The organism is Methyloceanibacter sp. (assembly GCF_050726195.1).
GTDB lineage: Bacteria > Pseudomonadota > Alphaproteobacteria > Rhizobiales > Methyloligellaceae > Methyloceanibacter.
In genome coordinates this window covers 79115-101190 of the sequence record NZ_JBOHJC010000005.1, presented here as the reverse complement: position 1 = coordinate 101190, position 22076 = coordinate 79115, and the positions used below count along the sequence as shown (strand labels likewise).

Genomic DNA, 22076 nt, shown 5'->3' with positions numbered 1-22076 from the left:
GTCAGCTGCGGATAAAGCCGACGATATCCTTGGTCTTGGCGAGAATCGGGTCGGCGATGGCGTGCGCGCGCGCCGCGCCGTCGGCAAGGATGCGGTCGATCTCTACGGGGTCGGCCATGAGGCGGCGCATCTCCGCGCCGATTGGCGTCAGCTTCGCCGTGGCGAGCTCGGCGAGCGCCTCCTTGAACTTCGAAAACGGCGCGCCGCCGAACTCGCGCAAGACCGCCTCTTTGTCGGTGCCGTCCAACGCGGCGTAGATGCCGATCAGGTTGTCGGCCTCGGGCCGCGACGCCAGTCCCTTGACCTCGGACGGCAGCGGCTCGGGATCTGTCTTGGCCTTCCTGATCTTCTTGGCGATAGCGTCGGCGTCGTCGGTCAAGTTGATGCGCGTCATGTCCGAGGCTTCGGACTTCGACATCTTCTTGGTGCCGTCGCGCAGACTCATCACCCGCGTCGCCGGGCCGGCGATGAGCGGCTCGGGCAGCGGGAAGAAGCCGTTCGGATAATCTTCGCGGGCGATCGACTTGGCGAAGTCGTTGTTGAATTTCTGGGCGATGTCGCGGGCAAGCTCGAGGTGCTGCTTCTGGTCCTCTCCCACGGGCACATGGGTCGCGTGATAGAGCAGAATGTCGGCGGCCATCAGGTTCGGATAGACGAAAAGCCCGGCTGAGGCGTTCTCCTTGTCCTTGCCCGCCTTCTCCTTGAACTGGGTCATGCGGTTGAGCCAGCCGATGCGGGCGACGCAATTGAAGATCCAGGCAAGCTCGGCGTGGCCGGAGACCTGGCTTTGGTTGAAGATGATCTGGCGGGTCGGATCGATGCCGGAGGCGATGAAGGCGGCGGTCACCTCGCGGGTGTTGTGGGCGAGCTCGTCGGGGTCCTGGAACACGGTGATGGCGTGGAGATCGACCACGCAATAGAGGCATTCGTGCTCGGCCTGCAGCGCTACGAACCGGGTGATGGCCCCGAGATAGTTGCCGAGATGGAGGTTGCCGGTCGGCTGAACGCCCGAGAAGACGCGGGTCTTGGTCTTTGTCTTGGTCTCTTGCATGCCTCGCCCCTGAGCGCTCGCGGGTTATGGCGTGGGGCTCGCCTCAGCGCAAGGCCACACAGCTAGGCGCAAGCCGCCTCCATCTCGCGAATCTGCTCGGCGATGGCGACGGTCCGCTGGGCCATGGCGAAATGCAGCCGCTCGACCATGTGCCCCTCGACGACGATGACCCCCTTGTTGGCATTTTCCGGCTGGCCGAAGGCATCGATGATCTTGCGCGACCAATCGACCTCCTCTTGCGTCGGCGAGAAGATATCGTTGCACGGGACGACCTGGCTAGGATGGATGAGCGTCTTGCCGTCCATGCCGAGGATGCGGCCGCGCTCACACTCGTCGCGCAAGCCCTCCTCGTCGCGGAAGTCATTGTAGACGCCATCGAGGATGTCGAGCTTGTAGGCACGCGCGGCGACCAAGGTCATGGCGAGCCACGGGACCACGGCGAAGCGGTCATGCAGGGCGCGGGCGCGGGATTCCTTGATGAGGTCGTTGGTGCCCATGACGAGGCAGGAGAGCCGGTTCTCCTTGTACACGGCGGTGGCGGCGATGGTGCGCGCGTTTAGGATCGCCATCGGCGTCTCCATCATGGCCCATAGCCTGACCTTTTCCGGCGCATGCACGCTCTGGAGAATTTTGGCGGCGGAGATGATGTCGCCGGAATGGACGACCTTCGGCACGAGGATCGCGTCGGGCACCGCCTCGCACGCGGCGATCAGGTCGTCGGTGCCCCACGGCGTCTCCAACGCATTGACGCGGATCACCACCTCGCGGCCGCCATAGCCGCCGCTCTTCACCGCCGCGCAGACCTGCTCGCGGGCGCGCACCTTGGCGTCCGGAGCCACGGCGTCTTCGAGATCGAAGATCAGGGCGTCGGCGGGAATGCCTTTTGCCTTTTCGAGCGCGCGCTCGTTCGAGCCTGGCATGTAGAGCGCGCTGCGGCGTGGGCGGCCTTCCATCTGCAATCCCCCGGCAAGCTTTGTTGCAGCGCAACATAGGACAGAGTCGTGCCGAGGAAAACCATGCTTTTTTGGCCTAAATCAACGGCCTAGCAGGTCCTTGAGCAGGCTTCGCGGCTTTAGTGCGCCGAGCAGGGTACCCGCGGCGACATAGGTAAGCAGTCCGCCGGCGACGAGCGTCGCCAGGGCGATCAGCTGGACAAGGATACCCCGCTGCGGCGCAAACCAGGGATCGAGGTTCGCTGCGAGCCACCACAGCACCGCGCCCATGGCGGCGCTCGCCAGCACGATGCCCAGGAACGCGCGGCGGAACGCATCGTCCAGGATGAACTCCGCGCGGCGGCGGAGCTCCATGGCGAGCAGCACGACGTTGATCCAGCCCGAAAGGCTCGTGGCGATGGCGATGCCCACCGCTCCGAGCAGGAAGAACAGCACGAAGCACAACGCCGCATTTGCCGCCATGGAGATACCGGCATAGATCATCGGCGTCTTGGTGTCCTCGCGGGCGAAGAAGCTCGGGTGCAGCACCTTGATCAGCACATAGGCCGGGAGCCCGAGCGCGAGCGCCGACAGCATCGCGGCGGTGACCTGCGTATCGACTGCAGTGAAGGCGCCGCGCTCGAACAGAACGCGCATGATGGGGAACGAGGCGATGAAGAGTGCCACGGCGGCGGGCAAGGTGACGAGCAGCGAGAATTCGAGGGCGCGGTTCTCGCTCTCGATGACCGCATCGTGATCGCCGGAGCGGAGCTTGTGGCTTAGATCCGGAAGAAGCACGACGCCGACCGCGACGCCGATCATGCCGAGCGGCAATTGAAAGATGCGGTCGGCGTAATAGAGCCACGACACGACGCGGTCCTGAAGGCTCGCGATGATGGTCGAGATGACGATGGTGATCTGCGCCATGCCGCCGGCGATGAGCCCCGGCACGGCGAGCGCGACGAGCCGCTTCATGTCCGGCGTGAACGTTGGGCGTTCGAGCTTGAGGAGGAGGCCCGAGCGCGCGGCAGCGAACGCCACGACCAGAACCTGCAACAGGCCTGAGACCGTGACGCCCCAGGCAAGCGCCACGCCAGCGATCGTCTGCTCGCCGGTGCCGGTGGCAATGAGCCCCAGAAGCACGGCGATGAGCACGACGTTGAGCAGGCTCGGCGCGAAGGCTGCCATGGCAAAGCGGCCGAGCGCGTTGAGGAGGCCGGTATAGAGCGCAACCCATGACATGAAGACGAGATAGGGAAAGGCGATGCGCGCCAAGAGGACCGCGAGGCGGAACTTGTCCGGATCGTCGGCGAAACCTGGCGCGAGCAGCAGCACCAGCCAGGGCATGGCGATCTCGGCGAGCACGGTCAGAGCCACCAGGATGAATGTCAGGCCGGAGAGGGCGCGCACGGCGAATTCGCGGGCCGAGTCCTGGCCCTCCGCGTGAAGGCGCTTGGTGAAGAGTGGAATGAAAGCCGCGTTGAAGGCGCCTTCGGCAAAGATGCGCCGGAACATGTTGGGCACGCGAAAGCCGACGAAGAAGGCGTCGGTGATGGAAGAGGCGCCGAGCACGGCCGCGATCAGCACATCGCGGACGAAGCCGAGCACGCGGCTCAGCATGGTCATGGCGCCGACGGTGGCAAACCCGCGATAGAGCTTCATGGCCCCTCTTGGTGACGTCGGCTATGCGCCGGCGAAAGCCAAGTCTTGGCGCGCCATGAGCACTTTCGTCAACCGCTCGCGGATCAGCATCTCGCGGCTCGAGCTGGTGATCTTCTTGCCGGTGAGGTCGGTCACATAGAACACGTCGACGGCCTTCTCGCCGAACGTGGCGATATGCGCCGAGGCGATGTCGAGATTGAGGTCGGAGATCTCGCGCGTCACGTCGTAGAGCAGGCCGGGGCGGTCCAGCCCATTGATCTCGATCACCGTGAGCGCGTCGGACAAGGTGTTGTCGATCACCACTTGCGGCTCGACAGTGAAGGCCGAAAGCCGCGCCTTCGGCTTCTTCTTGCTTTGCACCAACTCCGCGGCGCGGGCTTCACCCCTGAGCATGCGCTCGATATTGGTGGCGATCTTCCGCGCCCGGCGCTCCTCGTCCTCGGCCTGGTCGAACTCGCGCTCCAGATGGATCGTGTCCAGAGCCATGCCGTCACGCGTGGTCGAGATTTGCGCGTCGACGATGTTGGCGCCGGCGCCGGTGCAGGCGCCCGCGACCATGGCGAGCAGCCGCGGGTGGTTGGGCGCGAGCAGAGTGATCTCGGTCACGCCGCGGAACGCGTCGGTGGAAATGTGCGTGACGACGACGCGGCCTTGCGCCTCGGCGTCGCGCACGAGCCGCGCGTGCTCGGCGACGACGTCAAGATCGGTCCTGAGCCAATAGGCTGGGTAATGGCGGTCGATGAAGTGCTCGAGGTCGGCCGCGGGCCAGCCGGTGAGCCGCTCACGCAAGGCATTCTGTGCGCGGGTGGCGCGCTCGGTCCTGGTCAAGGTGGTGTGGCCGCCGCCGAGCAGCGGCTCCGTCTCGAAGTAAAGCGTCCGCAATAACTGGCCCTTCCAGCCTGTCCACACGCCGGGGCCAACAGCGCGGATATCGGCCACCGTGAGGACGAGCAGGAGCTTCAGCCGCTCGCGGCTTTGCACCAGCGCGGCAAAGTCGCGAATGGTCTTCGGATCGTTCAGGTCGCGGCTCTGGGCGAACAGGCTCATGGCAAGGTGGTGCTCGACGAGCCAGGCCGCCGTCTCGGTCTCGGAGGCGGTGAGTCCGAGCCGCGGGCCGAGCTCCCGGGCAATGCGCGCGCCGACAATCGAATGATCCTCGTCGCGTCCCTTGGCGATGTCGTGCACCAGTGCGGCAACGTAGAGCGCCCGGCGGTTGTCAATGGTGCGGACGACCTCGCTCGAGACCGGGTGCTCCATCGCCAGCCGCCCGCGCTCGATGCCGGAGAGGTAGCCGATAATGCGGACCAAATGCTCGTCGACCGTGAAGTGGTGGTACATGTTGAATTGCATCATCGACACGACGCGGCCGAACTCAGGGATGAAGCGGCCGAGCACGCCGGCCTCGTTCATCTTGCGTAAGGTTCCCTCCGGATCGCGCGCATCGGTTAGAAGCCGAATGAAAAGACGGTTGGCGGTCGGGTTGGTGCGCAGATCGTCGTCGATCAGCCGAAAGTTGGCGCGGACCTGCCGCAGCACTTCGGGCGAAAAGGCGGCCTGATGCTCATCGGCGACGACGAAAAGCCGGATGAAGTTCACCTTGTCCTTGGCAAAGGCATCCTTGTCGACAGTCGAGATGCGGCCATTCTCGATGCGGAAGTCGGAGGTGCGCCTGAGCTTGGCGCGGCGGCGCCAGCCGAACGGCGCAAGCAGGGTGTTGAGGGTCGGCACCGACTTCAATTGCTTCATTTCGAGCGCCGAGCAGACGATTCTTGTCAGCTGGCCGACTTCCTTTGTGACAAGAAAATAGTGCTTCATGAAGCGCTCGACGGCGCTCAAGCCCGCGTGGCCGCGATAGCCAAGCCGCTCGGCCATGGCCCGCTGCAGATCGAAGCTCAGGCGCTCCTCGGGCCGGTCGGTGAGGAAATGCAAGTGGCACCGCACGCTCCACAGAAAGGCCTCGCAACGGCGGAAGCTGCGGTACTCATTGGGCGTGAAGACGCCCGCCTCGACGAACTCCTCCTCGGCCTTGTCGGGGTAGATGTGCTTGGCAAGCCAGTGCAGGGTGTGCAGGTCGCGCAAGCCGCCGGTGCCTTCCTTGATGTTGGGCTCGACGAGATAGCGGGAGTTGCCGGTGCGCGCGTGCCGCGCGCCCTGCTCGGAGAGCTTGGCCTCGATGAACGGCCGCGCGTTACCGTCGAGCACGTCCTTGCGGAAGCGGTGCTGGAACTCCGCGAACAATGTCGCATCGCCGAGGATGAGCCGCGCATCGAGCAGCGCCGTGCGGATCGTCATGTCGGCGAGGCTGAGCCGCACGCATTGGTCGATGGTGCGCGTGGCGTGGCCGACTTTGAAGCCGAGATCCCACAGCAGATAGAGCATGTACTCGGCGACGCTCTCGCCCCAGGCGGTCTGCTTGTACGGCAACAGGAACAGGAGATCGATGTCGGAGCCAGGCGCGAGGAGCCCGCGGCCGTAGCCGCCCTGCGCAACCACGGCCATGCGCTCGGCCGCAGAGGGATTGAGGGCGCGATAGACGTGCTCCGTGGTGAAGTCATAGGTGAGGCGGATCAGGGCGTCCTGGAAGCCGGACAGGCCTTGCGCGCAGGCGCGGCCGTCGCCGTCCTGTTCGAGCCGTTGCCTCGCGGCGGCGCGCGCATTCTCCACCAGAGGCTTCAGGTAGTCGACCAGCGCGGCACGAAGCTGCGATTCCTGCCCCGCGTATGCACGGGCCAAGGTCGACGTCTCCTGGCGCAGGAGGTCGAAGTCGAAATAGGGCGCTGTTTTCGGGGCTGGCTGGTCCATAACGGGCAAAGAGTCTAGCACATCGAGGCTTTAAGCCCCGCTTTCAAGCAGGGCCTTTAGGCGGTAGAGGGCCTCGAGCGCCTCTTTCGGAGTCATGGCGTCGGGGCTCAAACCACGAAGCGCTTGTTCAAGCGGCGAGGCCTCGGCGAGACCTTGCGGGGGCTTCGCCGCCTGGAACAGCGGCAGGTCGCCGGCGAGATCGGCAGGCTTGGGGCGCCCATCGGCCTTCTCCAGCTCGTTCAGCACCTCGTCGGCGCGCGCCAGCACCGCCGCGGGAAGGCCGGCGAGCTTGGCCACATGGATGCCGTAGGACCGGTCGGCGGCGCCGGGCACCACGCGGTAGAGGAACACGACTTCGTCGCGCCACTCCTTCACCTCGACCGTGGCGTTGGCGGCGTGGCCAAGCCTGTCGGCAAGCGCCGTCAGCTCATGGTAGTGGGTGGCGAACAGCACGCGGGAGCGGTTGACCTCATGCAGATACTCAAGCGTGGCCCAGGCGATGGAGAGGCCATCGAAGGTCGCCGTTCCTCGGCCGATCTCGTCAAGCACCACGAATGAACGCGCCGTCGCCTGATTGAGGATCGAGGCGGTCTCCACCATCTCGACCATGAAGGTCGAACGGCCTCTAGCGAGATCGTCGGCCGCGCCGACGCGGCTGAACAGCCGATCGACGATACCGATATGCGCGGACTTCGCCGGAACGAAGGAGCCCGACTGAGCGAGCACGACGATGAGCGCGTTCTGGCGCAGAAAGGTCGACTTGCCGGCCATGTTGGGGCCCGTGACGAGGAGGATGCGCGTGCCAGCATCGTCACCTTCGCCACCGAGACGGCAATCGTTGCCGATGAAACTTGCGCCATCGCCTCGCCGCAAGCCCTGCTCGACCATCGGGTGGCGGCCTTCCTCGACGGCGAAGACGAGGCTTCCGTCGATTCTTGGCCGCACATAGTTCTGCTCGACGGCAAGCTCGGCGAGCGCGGCGTAATGATCAAGCTCGGCAAGGGCTGCACTCGCCGCCGACAAAGCTTGTTCCTCGTCAAGCACGGCGCGCGTGAGGGTGGCGAAGATATCGAGCTCGCACGCGAGCGCGCGATCCGCGGCAGAGGTGATGCGCGCCTCGAGCTCGGCAAGCTCCGGCGTGGAGAAGCGCACGGCGTTCGCCATGGTCTGACGGTGGATGAACGTTTCCACATGGGGCGGCTTGGTCAGGCTCGGCGCGAGCAGCGCCGTTACCTCGACGAAATAGCCGAGCACGTTGTTGTGGCGCACTTTCAGCGACTTCACGCCGGTCGCCTCGGCGTAGGTCGTCTGCAATCCGGCAATCACCTGGCGGCTGGAGTCGCGCAAGCGGCGGTGCCCGTCGAGATCGGCGTTGTAGCCGCCCCGGATGAAGCTTCCGTCGCGGGCGTTGATAGGAAGCTCGTCGGCGAGCGTCGCATCGAGCGTCTGTGCGAACTCCGCCGGCGCGGCGGCAAGGCGCTCCACGATTCCCATCAGTTCGCCCGGAAGCCCCAGAAGCTCGCCGAAGCGCAAGAGGTGCGCTGCAAGATTGTGGGCGGAAACGATGGCAAGGCGGACTACGCCGAGGTCGCGGGGACCGCCGCGGCCAAGGGCGAGGCGGGCGAGCGAGCGAGCAAGATCAGGCGCCGATTTCAGCGCCGCGCGCAATTCCGCGCGCAAGCGCGGCTCGCCCACAAGATAAGCCACCGCGTCGAGCCGCGCATTCAGGGCGGCGACGTCGGTCGACGGGCTGGCGAGGCGGCGCGCCAGTTCCCGCGCGCCGGCGGCGGTCACCGTCCGGTCGATAGCCGCGAGCAGGCTTCCGGCGCGCGACCCCTGATTGGAGCGCGCAAGCTCGAGATTGGCTCTCGTCGCGGCGTCGATGAGGAGCAGACTGCCGGCAGACTCCTTCCGCGGCGGCCTGATGAGGGGCGCCCTGCCGACCTGGGTGATCTCGACGTAAGTGAGGAGGCCGGCCAGCGCGGCAAGCTCGACGCGCGTGAATTCGCCGAACGCGTCGAGCGCGGCGACGCGAAGCCGCTCCTTCAATGCCCGCTCGCCGCGCACCGAATCGAAATGCGCGCGCGGGCAGGGCGTGAGCGCGGCGCCGGCCTCCACCACAAGGCGGCGGACATCGGCGTCGCCGGCGAGATCGTCGGAGATCAGGACCTCGCCCGGCTTGAGACGCGCGAGTTCGCCCGCGAGATCGCTCAGCCGGACTGACGTCGCGATCAGTTCGCCAGTCGAAATGTCGATGGAGGCCAGCGCAAACTGAGGCTCGTCCGCTTCAGCCAGCGGCGCGCGGAACAGCGCCGTGAGGAAATTGTGCGCGCGCGCATCGAGCAGAGACTCCTCGGTAAGCGTGCCGGGCGTCACGAGGCGGACCACGTCGCGGCGCACCACGGCCTTCGGTCCGCGCTTCTTGGCCTCGGCCGGGTCCTCGATCTGCTCGCACACGGCGACGCGGAAACCTTGGGCAATCAGGCGCTGGAGATAATCATCGGCGGCATGGACCGGCACGCCGCACATGGGAATGTCCTCGCCCTGATGCTTGCCGCGCTTGGTGAGGGCGATACCAAGCGCCCGGCTCGCGACCGCAGCATCGTCGAAGAACAGCTCGTAGAAATCGCCCATGCGGTAAAACAGGAGACTGTCGGCGTTGGCCGCCTTGATCTCGAGGTACTGGGCCATCATGGGCGTGGCGTCGGACACGAGACTTGGGGCGCGTGCATCGGTGGCCGGCAATGCTGTATCGTCCGCCCCTTTCACCACCGCTCCTCGCCTCTTGCCTTCTCGAGACGCTCGGTCACTTCAGGACTCATGCTGTAGAACCAGACGCCGCCAAGGAGACGCCTGAAGCGCGGATTGCGCTCGGCCTCCGTCACCACGGCATCGATCACCGGTCCATCCTGCTCCGGTATCAGGTCCTCCAGCATGCCGGCGGCGAGCAGGCCGAGCATGTTCGGATTGTCCTCGATTTCAAGGATGGCCTTAACCAGTTCGAGCGCGCTGAGCGGGTCGTTGCTGACGAGATCGCTCTGGAAATCGAACAGGGCGCTCCAGTGATCGTCGCGCTCCTTGGCGAGATCGGAGCGGGCATTGATCTCGACCCAGGCGGAGGCGAGTTCGGGCGGTGGCAGCGCGCCAAAGTCGATGGGCGCGGCTTTTGGGCGCCGCTTCAGCCACGCACGGTACGCCGGCTCATCGGCGATCGACAGCAGCCGCCGCATGGCATCCGGATTCTCCACCATGCCGTTGGCAATCGATGGTGCCTTGCGCCCCATGAGCCAGCGCAGCCGCGGCTGCCGCAGCGCCAACTTTTGCAAAGCGGTGGCGATGCGCGGGCCGTGGAAGTGGAGCAACTGGCCGAGCGGCTTGCCCTCGGCGAGAAGCGCCACGATCTCGTCGTCGGGCTCGTTCTCCAGCTCAGCCTCAATAAAGGCGACAGCGCGCTCCGGGGCGTCATGGGCGAGCCGGTCGAAATACATAAGAAGCGTGTATATGCCGGCAGTCTGACCCTTCAGCCCCGTCGTGCTTACCTCGCGCCATGCCCGCACCAGATCGGTTACCGGCAGCGCCGCAAGGCGCGACTCGGTCTCCTCGGCGGAGGGAGGCGGATCGACCTCACCGCCGGAGGCGTCGCAGAATCCGAGCACCTCGTCGCACCAGCCCATGGCAGGGTGGTAGCTTCTCCTCCAAGGCCACACAAGGCCGCCCATGCGGGAGTTGGGGAAATGACTTTTCCCGCGGCGGAGCCTCCTCTAGGGTGCCCGGCTCTGGCCAGCTTCGAGGAGAGTTCGTCATCATTCGCCCCTCCAAACGCACGCCCGACGCGCTTCGTCCCATCAGTTTGGAACGCGCGGTGTCGCGCCACGCCGAAGGCTCTTGCCTGGTCCGCTTCGGCGAGACCCACGTGCTATGCACGGCGACCGCCGGCGAGCCGGTGCCGCCGTGGCTCAAGGGATCGGGCCGCGGCTGGGTGACAGCGGAGTACGGCATGCTGCCGCGCGCCACCAAAGAGCGCACGCGGCGCGAAGCGGCGTCCGGCAAGCAGTCGGGGCGCACGCAGGAGATCCAGCGGCTGATCGGCCGCTCGCTTCGAGCGGTGGCCGACCTGCCTGCCCTCGGCGAGAAGCAGATCATCGTCGACTGCGACGTGCTGCAAGCCGACGGCGGCACGCGCACGGCGGCAATCACTGGCGCCTGGGTGGCGTTGCACGACGCGCTGGCCTGGATGGCTGCGCGCAGCATGATCAAGAACGGCGTGTTGCGCGATCACGTCGCCGCCGTGAGTTGCGGGCTCTATGGCGGGCACGTGGTTCTCGATCTCGACTACGCCGAGGACTCGGAAGCCGACGCGGATGCCAATTTCGTCATGACGGGATCCGGTGGCATCGTCGAGGTGCAAGGCACGGCGGAGACCGAGCCGTTCAGCCAGGAGCAGTTCGATCAGCTCATGGCGCTGGCGCGGCGGGGTATAGCCGAGCTTGTCGAATTGCAGAAATTGACCGTTGCCTAAGCCGCTCCATCGTGGCTCAAGGCTCGTCATCGCGAGCTACAACGAAGGCAAAGTGCGGGAGCTCGGCGAGCTGTTCGCACCGCTCGACATCAATTGCCTCTCGGCTGCGAGCCTCGGCCTGCCGGAGCCTGACGAGACCGGTGAAAGCTTTGCCGAGAACGCCTTGATCAAGGCCAAGGCCGCGGCAAAAGGCTCGGGCCAGCTTGCATTGTCTGACGATTCAGGGCTCGAAGTCGCGGCGCTGGGCGGCGAGCCGGGCATTCACTCTGCCCGCTGGGGCGGTCCTGAGAAGGATTTCGGTCAAGCCATGACGCGGGTGAACCGGGAGCTCGAGTCGAGCGGCGCTGCCGACCGCACGGCGAACTTCACCTGTGCACTGGCGCTCGCCGCGCCCGACGGGTTGGCGCAAGTGTTCGAGGGCAAGGTGTTCGGCACCATAGTCTGGCCGCCGAGAGGCGCCCGAGGCTTCGGCTACGATCCCATCTTTGTGCCGGACGGCTATACTGAGACCTTCGGCGAAATGGACCCTAAGCTGAAGAATCAACTTTCGCACCGCATGCGCGCTTTCGAGCAATTGATGAATGCTCTGTATGTCGAGGACTAGTACAACCTCTCGCCCTCCCGCCGCCTTCGGCGGGCCCGAGCCCTCTCCCCTGGTGGGAGAGGGTGGCCGAGGCTCGCGCAGCGAGGCTGCGCTGGGTGAGGGGGAGCCGCGAACTACTCAGAGGACGAGCGAGGAGCCGTTCGGGGTCTACGTGCATTGGCCGTTCTGCAAGGCGAAATGCCCCTATTGCGACTTCAACAGCCACGTGCGCCACGGCCGCATCGACGAGGCGCGATTCCGCACTGCCTATCTTACGGAGCTTGACTACTTCGCGGCGCGGGCGCCGGGGCGCACCGTGCGGAGCGTGTTTTTCGGTGGCGGCACACCGTCGCTGATGCAGCCCGCGACCGTCGCCGCGATCCTAGACGCAGTCGCCGGCCATTGGCAGATCGCACGCGACGCAGAGATCACCCTCGAAGCCAATCCGACCAGTGTCGAAGCTCAGAACTTCACCGGCTATGCCGCGGCAGGCGTCAATCGCCTGTCGCTCGGCGTGCAGGCGCTCGACGATGCGAGTCTGAAGGCGCTGGGCCGCCAGCACACGGCGGACGAGGCGCTCGCGGCGCTGGCGCTCGCCAAACGCCATTTCGCCAGGGTGTCGTTCGACCTGATCTATGCACGCGAGGGACAGACGCTCGCCGACTGGCAAGACGAGCTGTCTCGCGCGCTCGACCAGGCGGCCGATCACCTCTCGCTCTATCAGCTCACCATCGAGGACGGCACGCCGTTCGCCGCGCGGCACGCGGCGGGCACGTTGCACGTGCCGGACGGCGCGCGGGCGAGAGAGCTTTATCTCCTCACGCAAGAACTAGCCGAAGCGGCTGGCCTTCCTGCCTACGAGATTTCCAACCATGCAAGACCTGGATCGGAGTCGCGGCACAATCTCATCTATTGGCGTGGACACGACTATGCGGGTATCGGCCCCGGCGCGCACGCGCGCATCACAACAGGCGGCGCGAAGCGCGCGCTTTCAACGACGAAATCGCCGGAGGGCTGGCTCGCTGAGGTCGAGGTACGTGGGCACGGGCTTTGCGCCGACGAGGCGCTGAGCGCTGAGGAGACCGCCGAGGAGTATCTGCTCATGGCGCTCAGGCTCGGCGAGGGAGTCGACCTCGCCAGGCTCGCGGCGCTCTCGGGTCGCGCTCTCGGGGAGGATCGCGTGCGACGGCTGGAGGAGGACGGCCTTGTGGCGCGCAAAGGCGACAGGCTCATGGCGACGCAAGATGGGCGGCTCGTGCTGGAGCGTGTGATCCTCGAGCTCGCGGCCTAGTAGCTAGATGCGGTGGCGAAGGAGCGCGGCGCGGGGTCGAGCACCCGCGGGCTCCCCGGCCGCACTTCGAGGATGGCGAGCCCGCGTTCGGACGTACCGTCGGGTAGCAGGCGGAACAGGCCGTCGACGCCGGCAAAGCCGCTTCCCCGCGTGAGCTGCGAGAACGAATAGCGCTGCCCCTGCGGGTTCTGCGACAGCGACACGGCGAGGCTCACGGCGTCATAGCCGAGGCTCGCGATGCGCGGCGGCGTGCCGCCGAAGGTCTTGGCGTAGCTCGCGGAGAACTTGTTCCAGCCGCTAGGATCGGGCGCGGGGTACCAGCCGCCGACCAGGGCCTGCTCGCCGCCGACATTCGGATAGTCCCACTGGCCGGTGCCGATGAATTGCACATTCGTGCCTGTGACGCCGGCGGCGGCCAGAAGCGGCGCGAGCGATGGCAACTCCTCGCGGCCCGCGGGCAGGAACAGCGCGTCGATGCGCTGGCCCGACTTGACCGCGCTCGCGATCTGCTGGACGGCGCCGGACATGCTACCCGAAGTGAAGCTCGCACGTACCGGCGCGCTGCCGCTGCCGGCGGCCACCGCCTTGGCGAAAGCGGCTTCGGCGATGCGGCCGTAAGGCGTCTGCGGCACGAGCACAGCAAAGTTTCGCTTCCCGCGCGCCATGGCGAAGGACACGATGCGCGGCACGTCGCGGCCGGCGAGAAAGCTCAGGAGGTAAACCCCATTGCCCGCGACCTTTTCGTCGCTGGAAAAGGCGATCATTGGCACGCCTGCGCGACGGGCCACGTCGGCGGCGCCGGCGACTTCCTGGGCGAAGAGGGGGCCGACGATGAGCTCCGCCCCGTCCTGGATCGCGCTTTCGGCGGCGAGCCGGGCGCCGTCCGGCGTGCCCTTGGTGTCCTTGGGCACCAGCGACACGTTGGGATTGTCGAAGTCGAACAGGGCAAGCTCGGCCGCCTGCTTAATCGCCTTGGCGACGTTGGCGGTCGAGCCTGGCGCGGAGATGGGCAGAAGCAGCGCCACTTTGACCTGGCCGGGGGCGCCGGTGATGGCCTCACCCGGCATGGTGGCAAAACCGCCGCCACCGCCAGGCGCGCCACACGACACGGACAGCGCCGCGATCAGGCTGGCGACGATGCGCTTGATGGCGCTCAGATGATGGCGAAGCGTGTGCGGAATGGCTCCAGTCCCTGCGCGAGCCGAGAAACTCGGCTGCAACTATGGCTCAATCGTGATGGGCGCGGTGCGGACTATAACACGGACGCTTCGGGCGGCCAGGGCAACGCCGGCGCCGCCGTCGACGCAGCGGCGCGCTACAAGTGCTAAGCTCGCCTCGTGCAAGACCAGCGAAACGACAACCTAGATGCGGCGCGCCGGACAGTGACGCGCGCCGGCGAGGCGCTGGCGGACCTCATCGAGCGGCCGCTTCCGCCCGGGCTTTATCTCGTGGCAACGCCGATCGGCAATCTCGGTGACATTTCTCTCCGCGCGCTTGCCGTGTTGGCGCGCGCGAACCTGATTGCCGCAGAGGACACGCGCCACTCCAAGAAGCTGCTGTCGCATTTCGGCATTCAGGCAGAACTGACGCCCTATCACGAGCACAACGCCGAGCGGGAGCGGCCGCGCCTCTTGGCGCGCATCCGCGCCGGCTTCTCGGTGGCGCTCATCGCCGACGCCGGCACGCCGCTTATCTCCGATCCTGGCTACAAGCTGGTGCGCGAGGCGCTCGATCAAGGGCTCGCAGTGACAAGCATTCCCGGCGCATCCGCCGCGCTCGCCGCGCTCACGAGCTCCGGGCTCCCCACTGATACGTTCCTGTTCGCCGGTTTCCTGCCGCCGAAATCGGGGCCGCGCGGCACGCGGCTCGCGGAGCTCAAGGGTGTGCCAGCAACGCTCATTTTCTTCGAGACTGGCCCAAGACTCGCCAAGAGCTTGACCGATATGGCGGAGGTGCTGGGGCCCCGCGAAGTGGCAGTCTGCAAAGAGCTGACCAAGCTGCACGAAACGGTAACGCGAGGGCGGCTCGACACGCTGAAGCTCGCGACCGCAAACAAAGAAACACCGAAGGGCGAGTTCGTGGTGGTGGTGGCGCCGCCGACGGCCGAAGAAAGCGCGGTCAGCGACGAGAAGATCGTGTCCGCGCTCAAGGAAGCGCTGGCGACGCAGAGCTTCCGCGACGCCGTGCGAGGGGTGACCGCGGCGCTCGGCGTCAGCCGCACGCGCGTGTACGATCTCGGGCTCTCCGTCACCCGCAAGCGCGGTTGAGCATGCAACACGCGCGGGTCAAGGCATACCGGAGCGGCGTGTTCGCCGAGACGCTCGCGGCGCTCCTGTTCCGACTCAAGGGCTATGCGATCGTGGCGCGGCGCTACAAGACGCCGGTCGGCGAGATCGACCTCGTGGCGCTCAAGGGCAGAAGGCTCGTGTTCGTCGAGGTGAAGCGGCGCAAAACCACTGGCGACGCGGCGTGGACCCTGCCGGCCAAGCAAAGACGACGCATCGTGCGCGCGGCGCAATACTGGCTCTCCAGCCACCCGGACTTCGCCGGCCACGACATTGCCTTCGACGTGGTGCTGACCGCGCCTTTGGCCTGGCCGCGGGTGATAGCCGACGCATTCCCCGTTGACGGGCAATGACGAGATGGTGTTTGCGAAGAGAGTCTGCCTATAACAGATGTCATGTCGCTCAAAGTCGCCTTCCAGATGGACCCCATCGAGCGCATCGACATCAGGGGCGATTCCACCTTCGCACTCCTGCTCGAGGCGCAATGGCGCGGGCATGACGTGTTCTATTACACGCCGGCCGACCTGTCCTTGATCGAGGGCCGGCTCATGGCCCAAGGCCACAGCCTCACGGTGGAGGACAAGCCGGGCGATCACTACCGGCTTGCGCACCCGCGTGCCGTGGACCTCGCGGAGTTCGACGTGGTGCTGCTCCGCCAGGACCCGCCGTTCGACATGGCATATATCACCACGACGCATCTCCTCGAGCGGCTGCAACCCGGAACGCTCGTCGTCAACGATCCTGCCGCGGTGCGCAACTCGCCGGAAAAGGTGTTCGTGCTCGACTTCCTCGACTTGATGCCGCCGACTTTGGTCACCCGCTCGCCCGAGGCGATCCGGGCCTTCCGCGACCGCCACAAGGACATCGTCGTGAAGCCGCTCTATGGCAACGGCGGCGCTGCCATCTTCCGCATCGCCGAAGGCGACACCAATCTCAACTCGCTGATCGAGCTGCTCGGCATGACGTTCCGCGAGCCGATCATGGTGCAGCGCTACCTGAGCCAGGTGCGCGCCGGCGACAAGCGCATCATCCTGGTCGACGGCGAGATCGCGGGCGCCATCAACCGCGTGCCGGCGGCGGACGAGACGCGCTCAAATTTGCATATTGGCGGCCGCGCCGAGGCGACGACCTTAACCGCTCGTGACAAGGAGATTTGTGCGCGGCTCGGGCCCGAGCTGAAGAGGCGCGGGCTAATCTTCACCGGCATCGACGTGATCGGAGACTACCTCACCGAGATCAACGTCACCTCGCCGACCGGCATCCGTCAGGTGCAGCAGTTCGGCGGACCCGACATCGCCGCCATGATCTGGGACGTGATCGAGAAGAAGGTGGCGGCACGGCCTGTGAGGATGAAGGCATGACGGTTGCCGACCCCAAAGGGCTCGGCGCGAAGTTCGACGCCCATACGCATGCCGAGTTCAAGGCGCGCGATCTCAGCGCGACGATGGCGACCATGGGCGATGCGCCGCACGTGACCCATGTGCCGACCATGGCGGGCGGTAATGGGCGCGAGGCAGTACGTCAGTTCTACGGCACGTGGTTCATCGGGCATTGGCCCGAGGATCTTGCAATCGAGCTCGTCAGTCGCACGGTGGGCGACACCCAACTCGTCGACGAGGTCATCCTCTCCTTTACTCATAGTTGCGAGATACCGGCGATCCTGCCCGGCGTGAAGCCGACGGGGCGCAAGGTGACGATCCCGTTCGTCGTGGTGGTCGGCTTCGAAGGCGGCAAGGTCAAGTTCGAGCGCATCTATTGGGACCAAGCATCGCTCCTCGCCCAGATCGGCCTCCTCGACAAGACCGGTCTGCCCGTCACCGGTGCGGAACAGGCGGCGCGGTTGCTCGACCCGCGCCTGCCGTCGAACACGCTCATTCCGAAAGCGTAACGGCCGTCAGCCCCGCTTCGCGCGTCGGCGACCCCGCGCGCCTTTGCGCGGTGGCGCTTCCGCCGCCTTGTCCGCGCGTTGCGTCACGGCGTGGCGGCGCTTACCGAACGCGCACCAGGCGTGGAAGGCGGCGCCGGCGCCCCAGCCGAGCGCCACCCAATAGAACCACCACACGTTCGGCGTCACCGTCAGGTTGACGATGAACAGCAGAATGACAACGGCGAGGTAGGCGAACAGGTGGACAGTGAAGCCGCGCGCTTTGGGATCGACGAACACGCGCTCGCGGCGATGCGTCGTGCGCAGCCAGAAGGCAAGGCCATGCGCGGCGACGCCGATACCCCAGCCGAGCAGCACCCACACGAACCAGAGATTGTCCGGGCTGAGCCAAAAATTGACGGCGGCGCAGATGACGACGACGGCGACATAGGCCGCGATGTGAATGAGAAGGATTCGTGCGCGGGGGTCGTTCGGCATGGCAGCAGCTCATGAATGCGAGGCAGGCGCAAGATTGATCTTGCACCAGCGGCGTGCCTTGACCCAGAACAATGGCGCGAGGTCACAAGTGGTTCCGCCGGGTGCGCCGACATGCAGGACTGGGGCATCTTCCTTCTCGTCATTGGCGTCCTGATCGCCAACGTGCCCGCGGTCGTGCAGCAATGGCGCACCGACCGGCCGGGCCTCATCAAGACTCTGTGGCTGATCCTTGCTTACGCGGTTTATGTCGCGGCGGGCATGGCGGGCCTGTTCCTGCTACTCGGCGACGCGCCGCAGGACAACGCCGAGCGCGCCGCGCTTCTGCTGTCAGGCGCTGTCACGGCTTGGATCCTCTACGGTGGGCTCCTGCTCGTACGGCTCGTGCCACGCTACCGCGAGCCGCCGCACTGGCTGATGCGTTTTGGCATCGCCGATCTCCTCGTGCTCGGCCTCCTGTTCGGCTGTCTTGCAGGCTATGTCTGGAGCTGAGGAATGTTCCCTTATTGTTCTTGTGACCCGGCCGACTTTTCGCTAGAGTAAGACCCGGTTGCAGGACGGGGGCTCTCCATGTTCGCGCGCGTCACCACGGTCGCCTTCGAGGGTATCGAGGCCCGCGGCGTGGACGTGCAGGTGCAGATCGGGCCCGGCTTGCGCCACTTCACCATTGTCGGCCTCCCCGACAAGGCGGTGGCCGAGAGCCGCGAGCGGGTGCGCGGGGCTCTGAACGCTATAGGCCTCGCGCTGCCGCCGAAGCGCATCACCCCAAGGAGGGCAGCCACTACGACCTCCCCATCGTGCTCGGGCTGATGGCGGCGACCGGCGCCATCGCGCGCGACGCCATCGAGAGCTATTGCGTGCTCGGCGAGCTGGCGCTCGACGGGTCGATCGCCGCGGTCGCCGGTGCGTTGCCCGCCGCGATCGGCGCCAACGCCCTTGGCAAGGGGCTTATCTGCCCTGGGCCGTGCGGGCCCGAGGCCGCGTGGGCCGCGGCTGACATGGCGATCCTCGCGCCGGCCGACCTCATCCAGCTCATCAACCACTTCAAGGGCCTGCAGACCTTGCGGCGGCCCGAGCCTATTCCCGATCCCGGCCACGAGGCGATGCCGGACCTCAAGGACATCAAGGGCCAGGAGACCGCGAAGCGCGCGCTCGAAGTGGCGGCCGCCGGCGGGCACCACCTCCTGATGATCGGTCCGCCAGGCGCCGGCAAGTCGATGCTGGCGCGGCGGCTCCCCTCCATTCTGCCGCCACTCCAACCGGCCGAGATGCTGGAAGTTTCCATGATCCGGAGCCTCGCCGGCGATCTCGCCGGGGGGCGTATCGGCCGCAACCGCCCGTTCCGCGCGCCGCATCATTCGGCAAGCATGGCGGCGCTGGTCGGCGGCGGCACCCGCCCGCGGCCTGGCGAAGCCGCGCTTGCCCATCTCGGCGTCTTGTTCCTCGACGAGTTGCCGGAGTTCAACCCGCAAGTCCTCGACGCGCTCCGCCAGCCGCTCGAGACCGGCGAGACGGTGATCGCCCGCGCCAACCACCGCATCACTTATCCCTCGCGCATCCAGCTCATCGCGGCGATGAATCCCTGCCGCTGCGGGCATGCGGGCGAGCCCGGCTATGTGTGCCGCCAAGGGCGGGCTTGCGCCGAGCGCTACCAGGCGCGCATCTCCGGGCCTATGCTCGACCGCATCGACCTGCAAATCGAGGTGCCGGCCGTGTCCGCCGCGGATCTCGTGCTGCCGCAACCTTGCGAAGGCAGCGCCGAAGTGCGCGCGCGGGTCACCTCGGCGCGAAGTGCGCAGACCGCGCGCTATGCAGCGCTCGGGCTGCCGCGCATCCGCACCAATGCCGAATGCGACGGCGCGCTGCTCGAAGAAATCGCGGCCCCGGAGTCCGACGGTCTAAGGCTGCTCCGCGACGCGGCCGACGCGCTCTCGTTGAGCGCGCGCGGCTATCACCGCACCTTGCGGGTCGCCCGTACCCTGGCCGACCTCGACGGCGAGGAAAAAGTCGCCCGCATCCACATCGCCGAGGCCTTGAGCTATCGCGGCGAGACCCTGCGCCGGGCTCAGGCCGCGGCGTGAGGCCCCGCCGCTAAAGCCTTTTTCAAGCTTTCTCTGCTTCTTTGCCGCCAACGAAACCGCCGGGTTTTCCGCCCGGCCATAATCGATGGCGTCAGCATTGCAGCGTAGCAGTCGGCATAGATTCGGCGCCGATCGCGCCGGTGGGATTGGCGTGCGGGTGGCTCTCGGCCTCGCCGCGCTAGCGCTGATTGCCCTTTCCGTCACCCTGCTCGGCATCGACACCACGCTGACGATTTTGCCGCTAGTGCTCGGCGTGGGCCTCCTCGCCTTCCTCGCCGCCCGCAATTCCGACTCCGGCAGCGCACGGCTCGAGACGCTCGCCGCACGCCTCGATGCCAGCCTCGAATCGCTGAAGGACCTGCAGTGGGAAGTGCGCGAGCGCGAAGCGCGCTACCGCGACCTGCTCGATCATCAGGGCGACGTCATCGTGCGCCGCGACGCGGATAACCGGCTCTCCTTCGTCAACGATGCGTTCTGCGGGACCTTCGGCCTGGAGCGCGATGCGGCGCTCGGGCAGGTGTTCCACTTGCCGATTCTCAGCGACCATCAGGACGATGCAGCGCCGCAAGGCGACAAGCGGCGGAGCCGGGTGGTTGAACTCTCCACCGTGTCAGGCCCGCGCTGGTTCGCATGGGAGGACTTCGCCGTCGCCGGCGAGGAAGGCGTGAGCGAAATCCAAAGCGTCGGCCGCGACATCACCGAACAGCGCGCCACCGAGCTTGCGCTCGCCGAAGCGCGCGACCAGGCCATGACCGCGAGCCATGCCAAGTCGCGGTTCCTCGCCTCCATGAGCCATGAAATCAGGACGCCGATGAACGGTATTCTCGGCATGGCCGGGCTGTTGCTCGACACAGAGCTATCGCCCGAGCAGCGCACCTATGCGCGGGCCGTCTCGACCTCGGCCACGACCTTGCTCGCGCTGATCGACGAGGTGCTCGACTTCTCCAAGATCGAAGCCGGCAAGATCGAGCTCAGGGTCGCGCCGTTCGACATCGCCGACGCGGCGCAAGGCGTGGTCGAGCTGCTGGCGCCGCGCGGCCGCGACAAGGGGCTCGAAATCGGCTGGTTCGCCGCGCCCGATCTGCCGAAGACGGTGATCGGCGACGAGATGCGGGTGCGCCAGATCCTGATGAATCTCATGGGCAACGCCATCAAGTTCACCGACCACGGCGGCGTGGCCTTGACCCTTGGCATCGCGCCGGGTGATCCGGCACGGGAGAACGGCGCCGTGCTGCGCTTCGCCGTGCGCGACACCGGCCCCGGGGTCGCGCCTTACGCCATCGAGCGCATCTTCGCCGAGTTCGAGCAGGGCGAGCAGGGCCCGGCGCGGCGCCACGGCGGCACTGGGCTCGGGCTCGCCATCTCGAAGCGGCTGGTCGACGAGATGGGCGGCCGTATCGACGTGGCGAGTGTACCGGGCGCGGGCGCCACCTTCACCGTGGACTTGCCGTTCGCCACACCGGCGCGCATGTCGCGGCTCGGCGCTGGATGGCCCAAGCCGCCGCAAGGCGAGCGGGTGCTGCTCGTGCTCGACGGCGCGATCGAGGCGGCGCTGGTCGGCGATCTTCTCGTCGCCATGGGCGCTGCCGTCGCGCGGGTAAAGGCGAAGGACGCAGAGCGCGTGGTGTCGGGCGCCGCCGCGAAAGGCATGCCATTCGGCGCGTTGCTTACCGACAAGGCCAATGTCGAGGCGGGCGCGGCGCGCCTCTTGCCGCTGCTCAGCGCCGGTACCAATGAACGCCGGGTGCGGGCAGTGGTAGTCATCGATCCGGGCGAGCGGGGCGATATCCCACACTTCCGCGCGCAAGGCTTCAACGGTTATCTGGTGCGGCCGGTGAGGCCGTTGTCGGCCCTGACCCAGTTGTTCGACGAGGCGGGAGAGGACGGAGCCAAGCGGCCTGGTGCGGCGGCGTCCAGCCCGAGCGCGGCGGCCGGCGCGATGGACGTCGCCGCGGGCCTCTCGGTCCTTCTTGCGGAGGACAACGACATCAACGCCCTACTCGCCTGCACCGTGCTCGAGAAGTCGGGCGCGCGCGTGGCGCGCGCGCGCGATGGCGCCGAGGCGATCGCCAAGGCGGCCGGCGAATGCGCCGACGGCCAGGGACGCGGCTTCGACCTTGTGCTCATGGATATCCACATGCCCGACATGGATGGGGTCGAGGCGGCGCGTCGCATCCGCGCGCTCTATCCGGACGGTGCGCGACCGGGCGAAGGGCGCCCGCCGATCGTGGCGCTGACCGCTAATGCTTTCGCCGAGGACCGAGCCGCCTATCTTGCCGCCGGTCTCGACGATTACCTCGCCAAGCCATTCGAGAAGCGGGACCTGGCGGTGCTTCTCCGGCGCTGGCGCCGCGGAGGGGCGGAAGGCCAGGAAACGGCCGGCGCCGGCGCAGCTTAATCTCAGGGCGAATCGGACGGCGCGGCCACTATCCCCAGACTGTCACATTGGCTTCGAATTGGTTTGCTAACCGGCTTGTGTTGTGGCCGAATCGGGGTAACCGCAGGCCTCGG

The 22076-nt window shown here is 66.8% G+C and carries 17 protein-coding genes and 1 pseudogene; 10 read left to right on the top strand and 8 right to left on the bottom strand.

The features are described from left to right. Position 1: 1 nt before the first annotated feature. From trpS to ACRECX_RS05090, 6 genes are all read right to left on the bottom strand, one after another. On the bottom strand, positions 2-1051 hold the full coding sequence (gene trpS / locus ACRECX_RS05115; RefSeq protein WP_431557735.1) for a tryptophan--tRNA ligase: 1050 nt from the start codon (positions 1049-1051) through the stop codon (positions 2-4). A 62-nt stretch (positions 1052-1113) separates the two neighbouring features. Next, a complete protein-coding gene (locus tag ACRECX_RS05110; RefSeq protein WP_431557734.1) occupies positions 1114-2004 on the bottom strand; it encodes an HpcH/HpaI aldolase/citrate lyase family protein in 891 nt (296 codons plus the stop codon). Between the two features lie 81 nt (positions 2005-2085). Further along, the gene (murJ, locus tag ACRECX_RS05105) at positions 2086-3645 is read right to left on the bottom strand and encodes a murein biosynthesis integral membrane protein MurJ (RefSeq protein ID WP_431557733.1); all 1560 of its coding nucleotides are present in this window, start codon (positions 3643-3645) and stop codon (positions 2086-2088) included. A gap of 21 nt (positions 3646-3666) precedes the next feature. Continuing rightward, a complete protein-coding gene (locus ACRECX_RS05100) occupies positions 3667-6447 on the bottom strand; it encodes a [protein-PII] uridylyltransferase (RefSeq protein ID WP_431557732.1) in 2781 nt (926 codons plus the stop codon). A gap of 30 nt (positions 6448-6477) precedes the next feature. Next, positions 6478-9141, bottom strand: coding sequence for a DNA mismatch repair protein MutS (mutS, locus tag ACRECX_RS05095; protein ID WP_431557831.1), 2664 nt, complete (start codon positions 9139-9141; stop codon positions 6478-6480). 71 nt (positions 9142-9212) lie between these two features. Then, on the bottom strand, positions 9213-10121 hold the full coding sequence (locus ACRECX_RS05090) for a DUF6869 domain-containing protein (protein WP_431557731.1): 909 nt from the start codon (positions 10119-10121) through the stop codon (positions 9213-9215). Between the two features lie 131 nt (positions 10122-10252). On the opposite strand from ACRECX_RS05090, the gene rph reads away from it, so the two are divergent. The 3 genes from rph (at position 10253) to hemW (ending at position 12840) form a co-directional block, all read left to right on the top strand. Next, positions 10253-10966 (top strand): ribonuclease PH, encoded by a 714-nt coding sequence (gene rph / locus ACRECX_RS05085; RefSeq protein ID WP_431557830.1) that lies wholly within the window; start codon positions 10253-10255, stop codon positions 10964-10966. Beyond that, on the top strand, positions 10959-11570 hold the full coding sequence (gene rdgB, locus ACRECX_RS05080; protein ID WP_431557730.1) for an RdgB/HAM1 family non-canonical purine NTP pyrophosphatase: 612 nt from the start codon (positions 10959-10961) through the stop codon (positions 11568-11570). Before rph ends, rdgB begins: the two co-directional genes overlap by 8 nt. 151 nt (positions 11571-11721) lie before the next feature. After that, positions 11722-12840: a radical SAM family heme chaperone HemW gene (gene hemW / locus ACRECX_RS05075; RefSeq protein ID WP_431557729.1), complete on the top strand. Its 1119-nt coding sequence runs from the start codon at positions 11722-11724 to the stop codon at positions 12838-12840. Here hemW and ACRECX_RS05070 read toward each other — a convergent pair. Next, a complete protein-coding gene (locus ACRECX_RS05070; RefSeq protein ID WP_431557728.1) occupies positions 12837-14060 on the bottom strand; it encodes a penicillin-binding protein activator in 1224 nt (407 codons plus the stop codon). The two genes, hemW and ACRECX_RS05070, sit on opposite strands and share 4 nt — an antisense overlap. A 117-nt stretch (positions 14061-14177) precedes the next feature. Here ACRECX_RS05070 and rsmI point away from each other — a divergent pair, with 117 nt between their 5' ends. Genes rsmI through ACRECX_RS05050 form a run of 4 tightly spaced genes read left to right on the top strand, consistent with a single transcriptional unit; the run spans position 14178 to position 17013 of the window. Beyond that, a complete protein-coding gene (rsmI, locus tag ACRECX_RS05065) occupies positions 14178-15107 on the top strand; it encodes a 16S rRNA (cytidine(1402)-2'-O)-methyltransferase (RefSeq protein ID WP_431557727.1) in 930 nt (309 codons plus the stop codon). Positions 15108-15109: 2 nt separating this feature from the next. Then, the gene (locus tag ACRECX_RS05060) at positions 15110-15478 is read left to right on the top strand and encodes a YraN family protein (RefSeq protein ID WP_431557726.1); all 369 of its coding nucleotides are present in this window, start codon (positions 15110-15112) and stop codon (positions 15476-15478) included. Between the two features lie 42 nt (positions 15479-15520). Then, complete coding sequence (gshB, locus tag ACRECX_RS05055) at positions 15521-16486, top strand: glutathione synthase (RefSeq protein ID WP_431557725.1); 966 nt, start codon at positions 15521-15523, stop codon at positions 16484-16486. Next, complete coding sequence (locus tag ACRECX_RS05050) at positions 16483-17013, top strand: ester cyclase (RefSeq protein WP_431557724.1); 531 nt, start codon at positions 16483-16485, stop codon at positions 17011-17013. The genes gshB and ACRECX_RS05050 overlap by 4 nt, the downstream gene beginning before the upstream one ends. A 6-nt stretch (positions 17014-17019) precedes the next feature. Here the strand turns inward: ACRECX_RS05050 and ACRECX_RS05045 are convergent, their stop codons facing one another. After that, positions 17020-17487, bottom strand: a complete 468-nt coding sequence (locus ACRECX_RS05045) for a 2TM domain-containing protein (protein ID WP_431557723.1) — start codon at positions 17485-17487, stop codon at positions 17020-17022. A gap of 111 nt (positions 17488-17598) precedes the next feature. Between ACRECX_RS05045 and ACRECX_RS05040 the strand changes: the two genes are divergently transcribed. The 3 genes and pseudogenes from ACRECX_RS05040 to ACRECX_RS05030 all read left to right on the top strand — a co-directional run bounded on the left by ACRECX_RS05040 (position 17599) and on the right by ACRECX_RS05030 (position 21963). Beyond that, entirely contained in the window at positions 17599-17976 is a 378-nt protein-coding gene (locus ACRECX_RS05040) for a hypothetical protein (protein ID WP_431557722.1), read from the top strand. A gap of 78 nt (positions 17977-18054) precedes the next feature. Next, positions 18055-19565, top strand: a pseudogene (locus ACRECX_RS05035) (YifB family Mg chelatase-like AAA ATPase). A 151-nt stretch (positions 19566-19716) separates the two neighbouring features. Then, the gene (locus ACRECX_RS05030; RefSeq protein ID WP_431557721.1) at positions 19717-21963 is read left to right on the top strand and encodes an ATP-binding protein; all 2247 of its coding nucleotides are present in this window, start codon (positions 19717-19719) and stop codon (positions 21961-21963) included. Positions 21964-22076 lie beyond the last annotated feature (113 nt).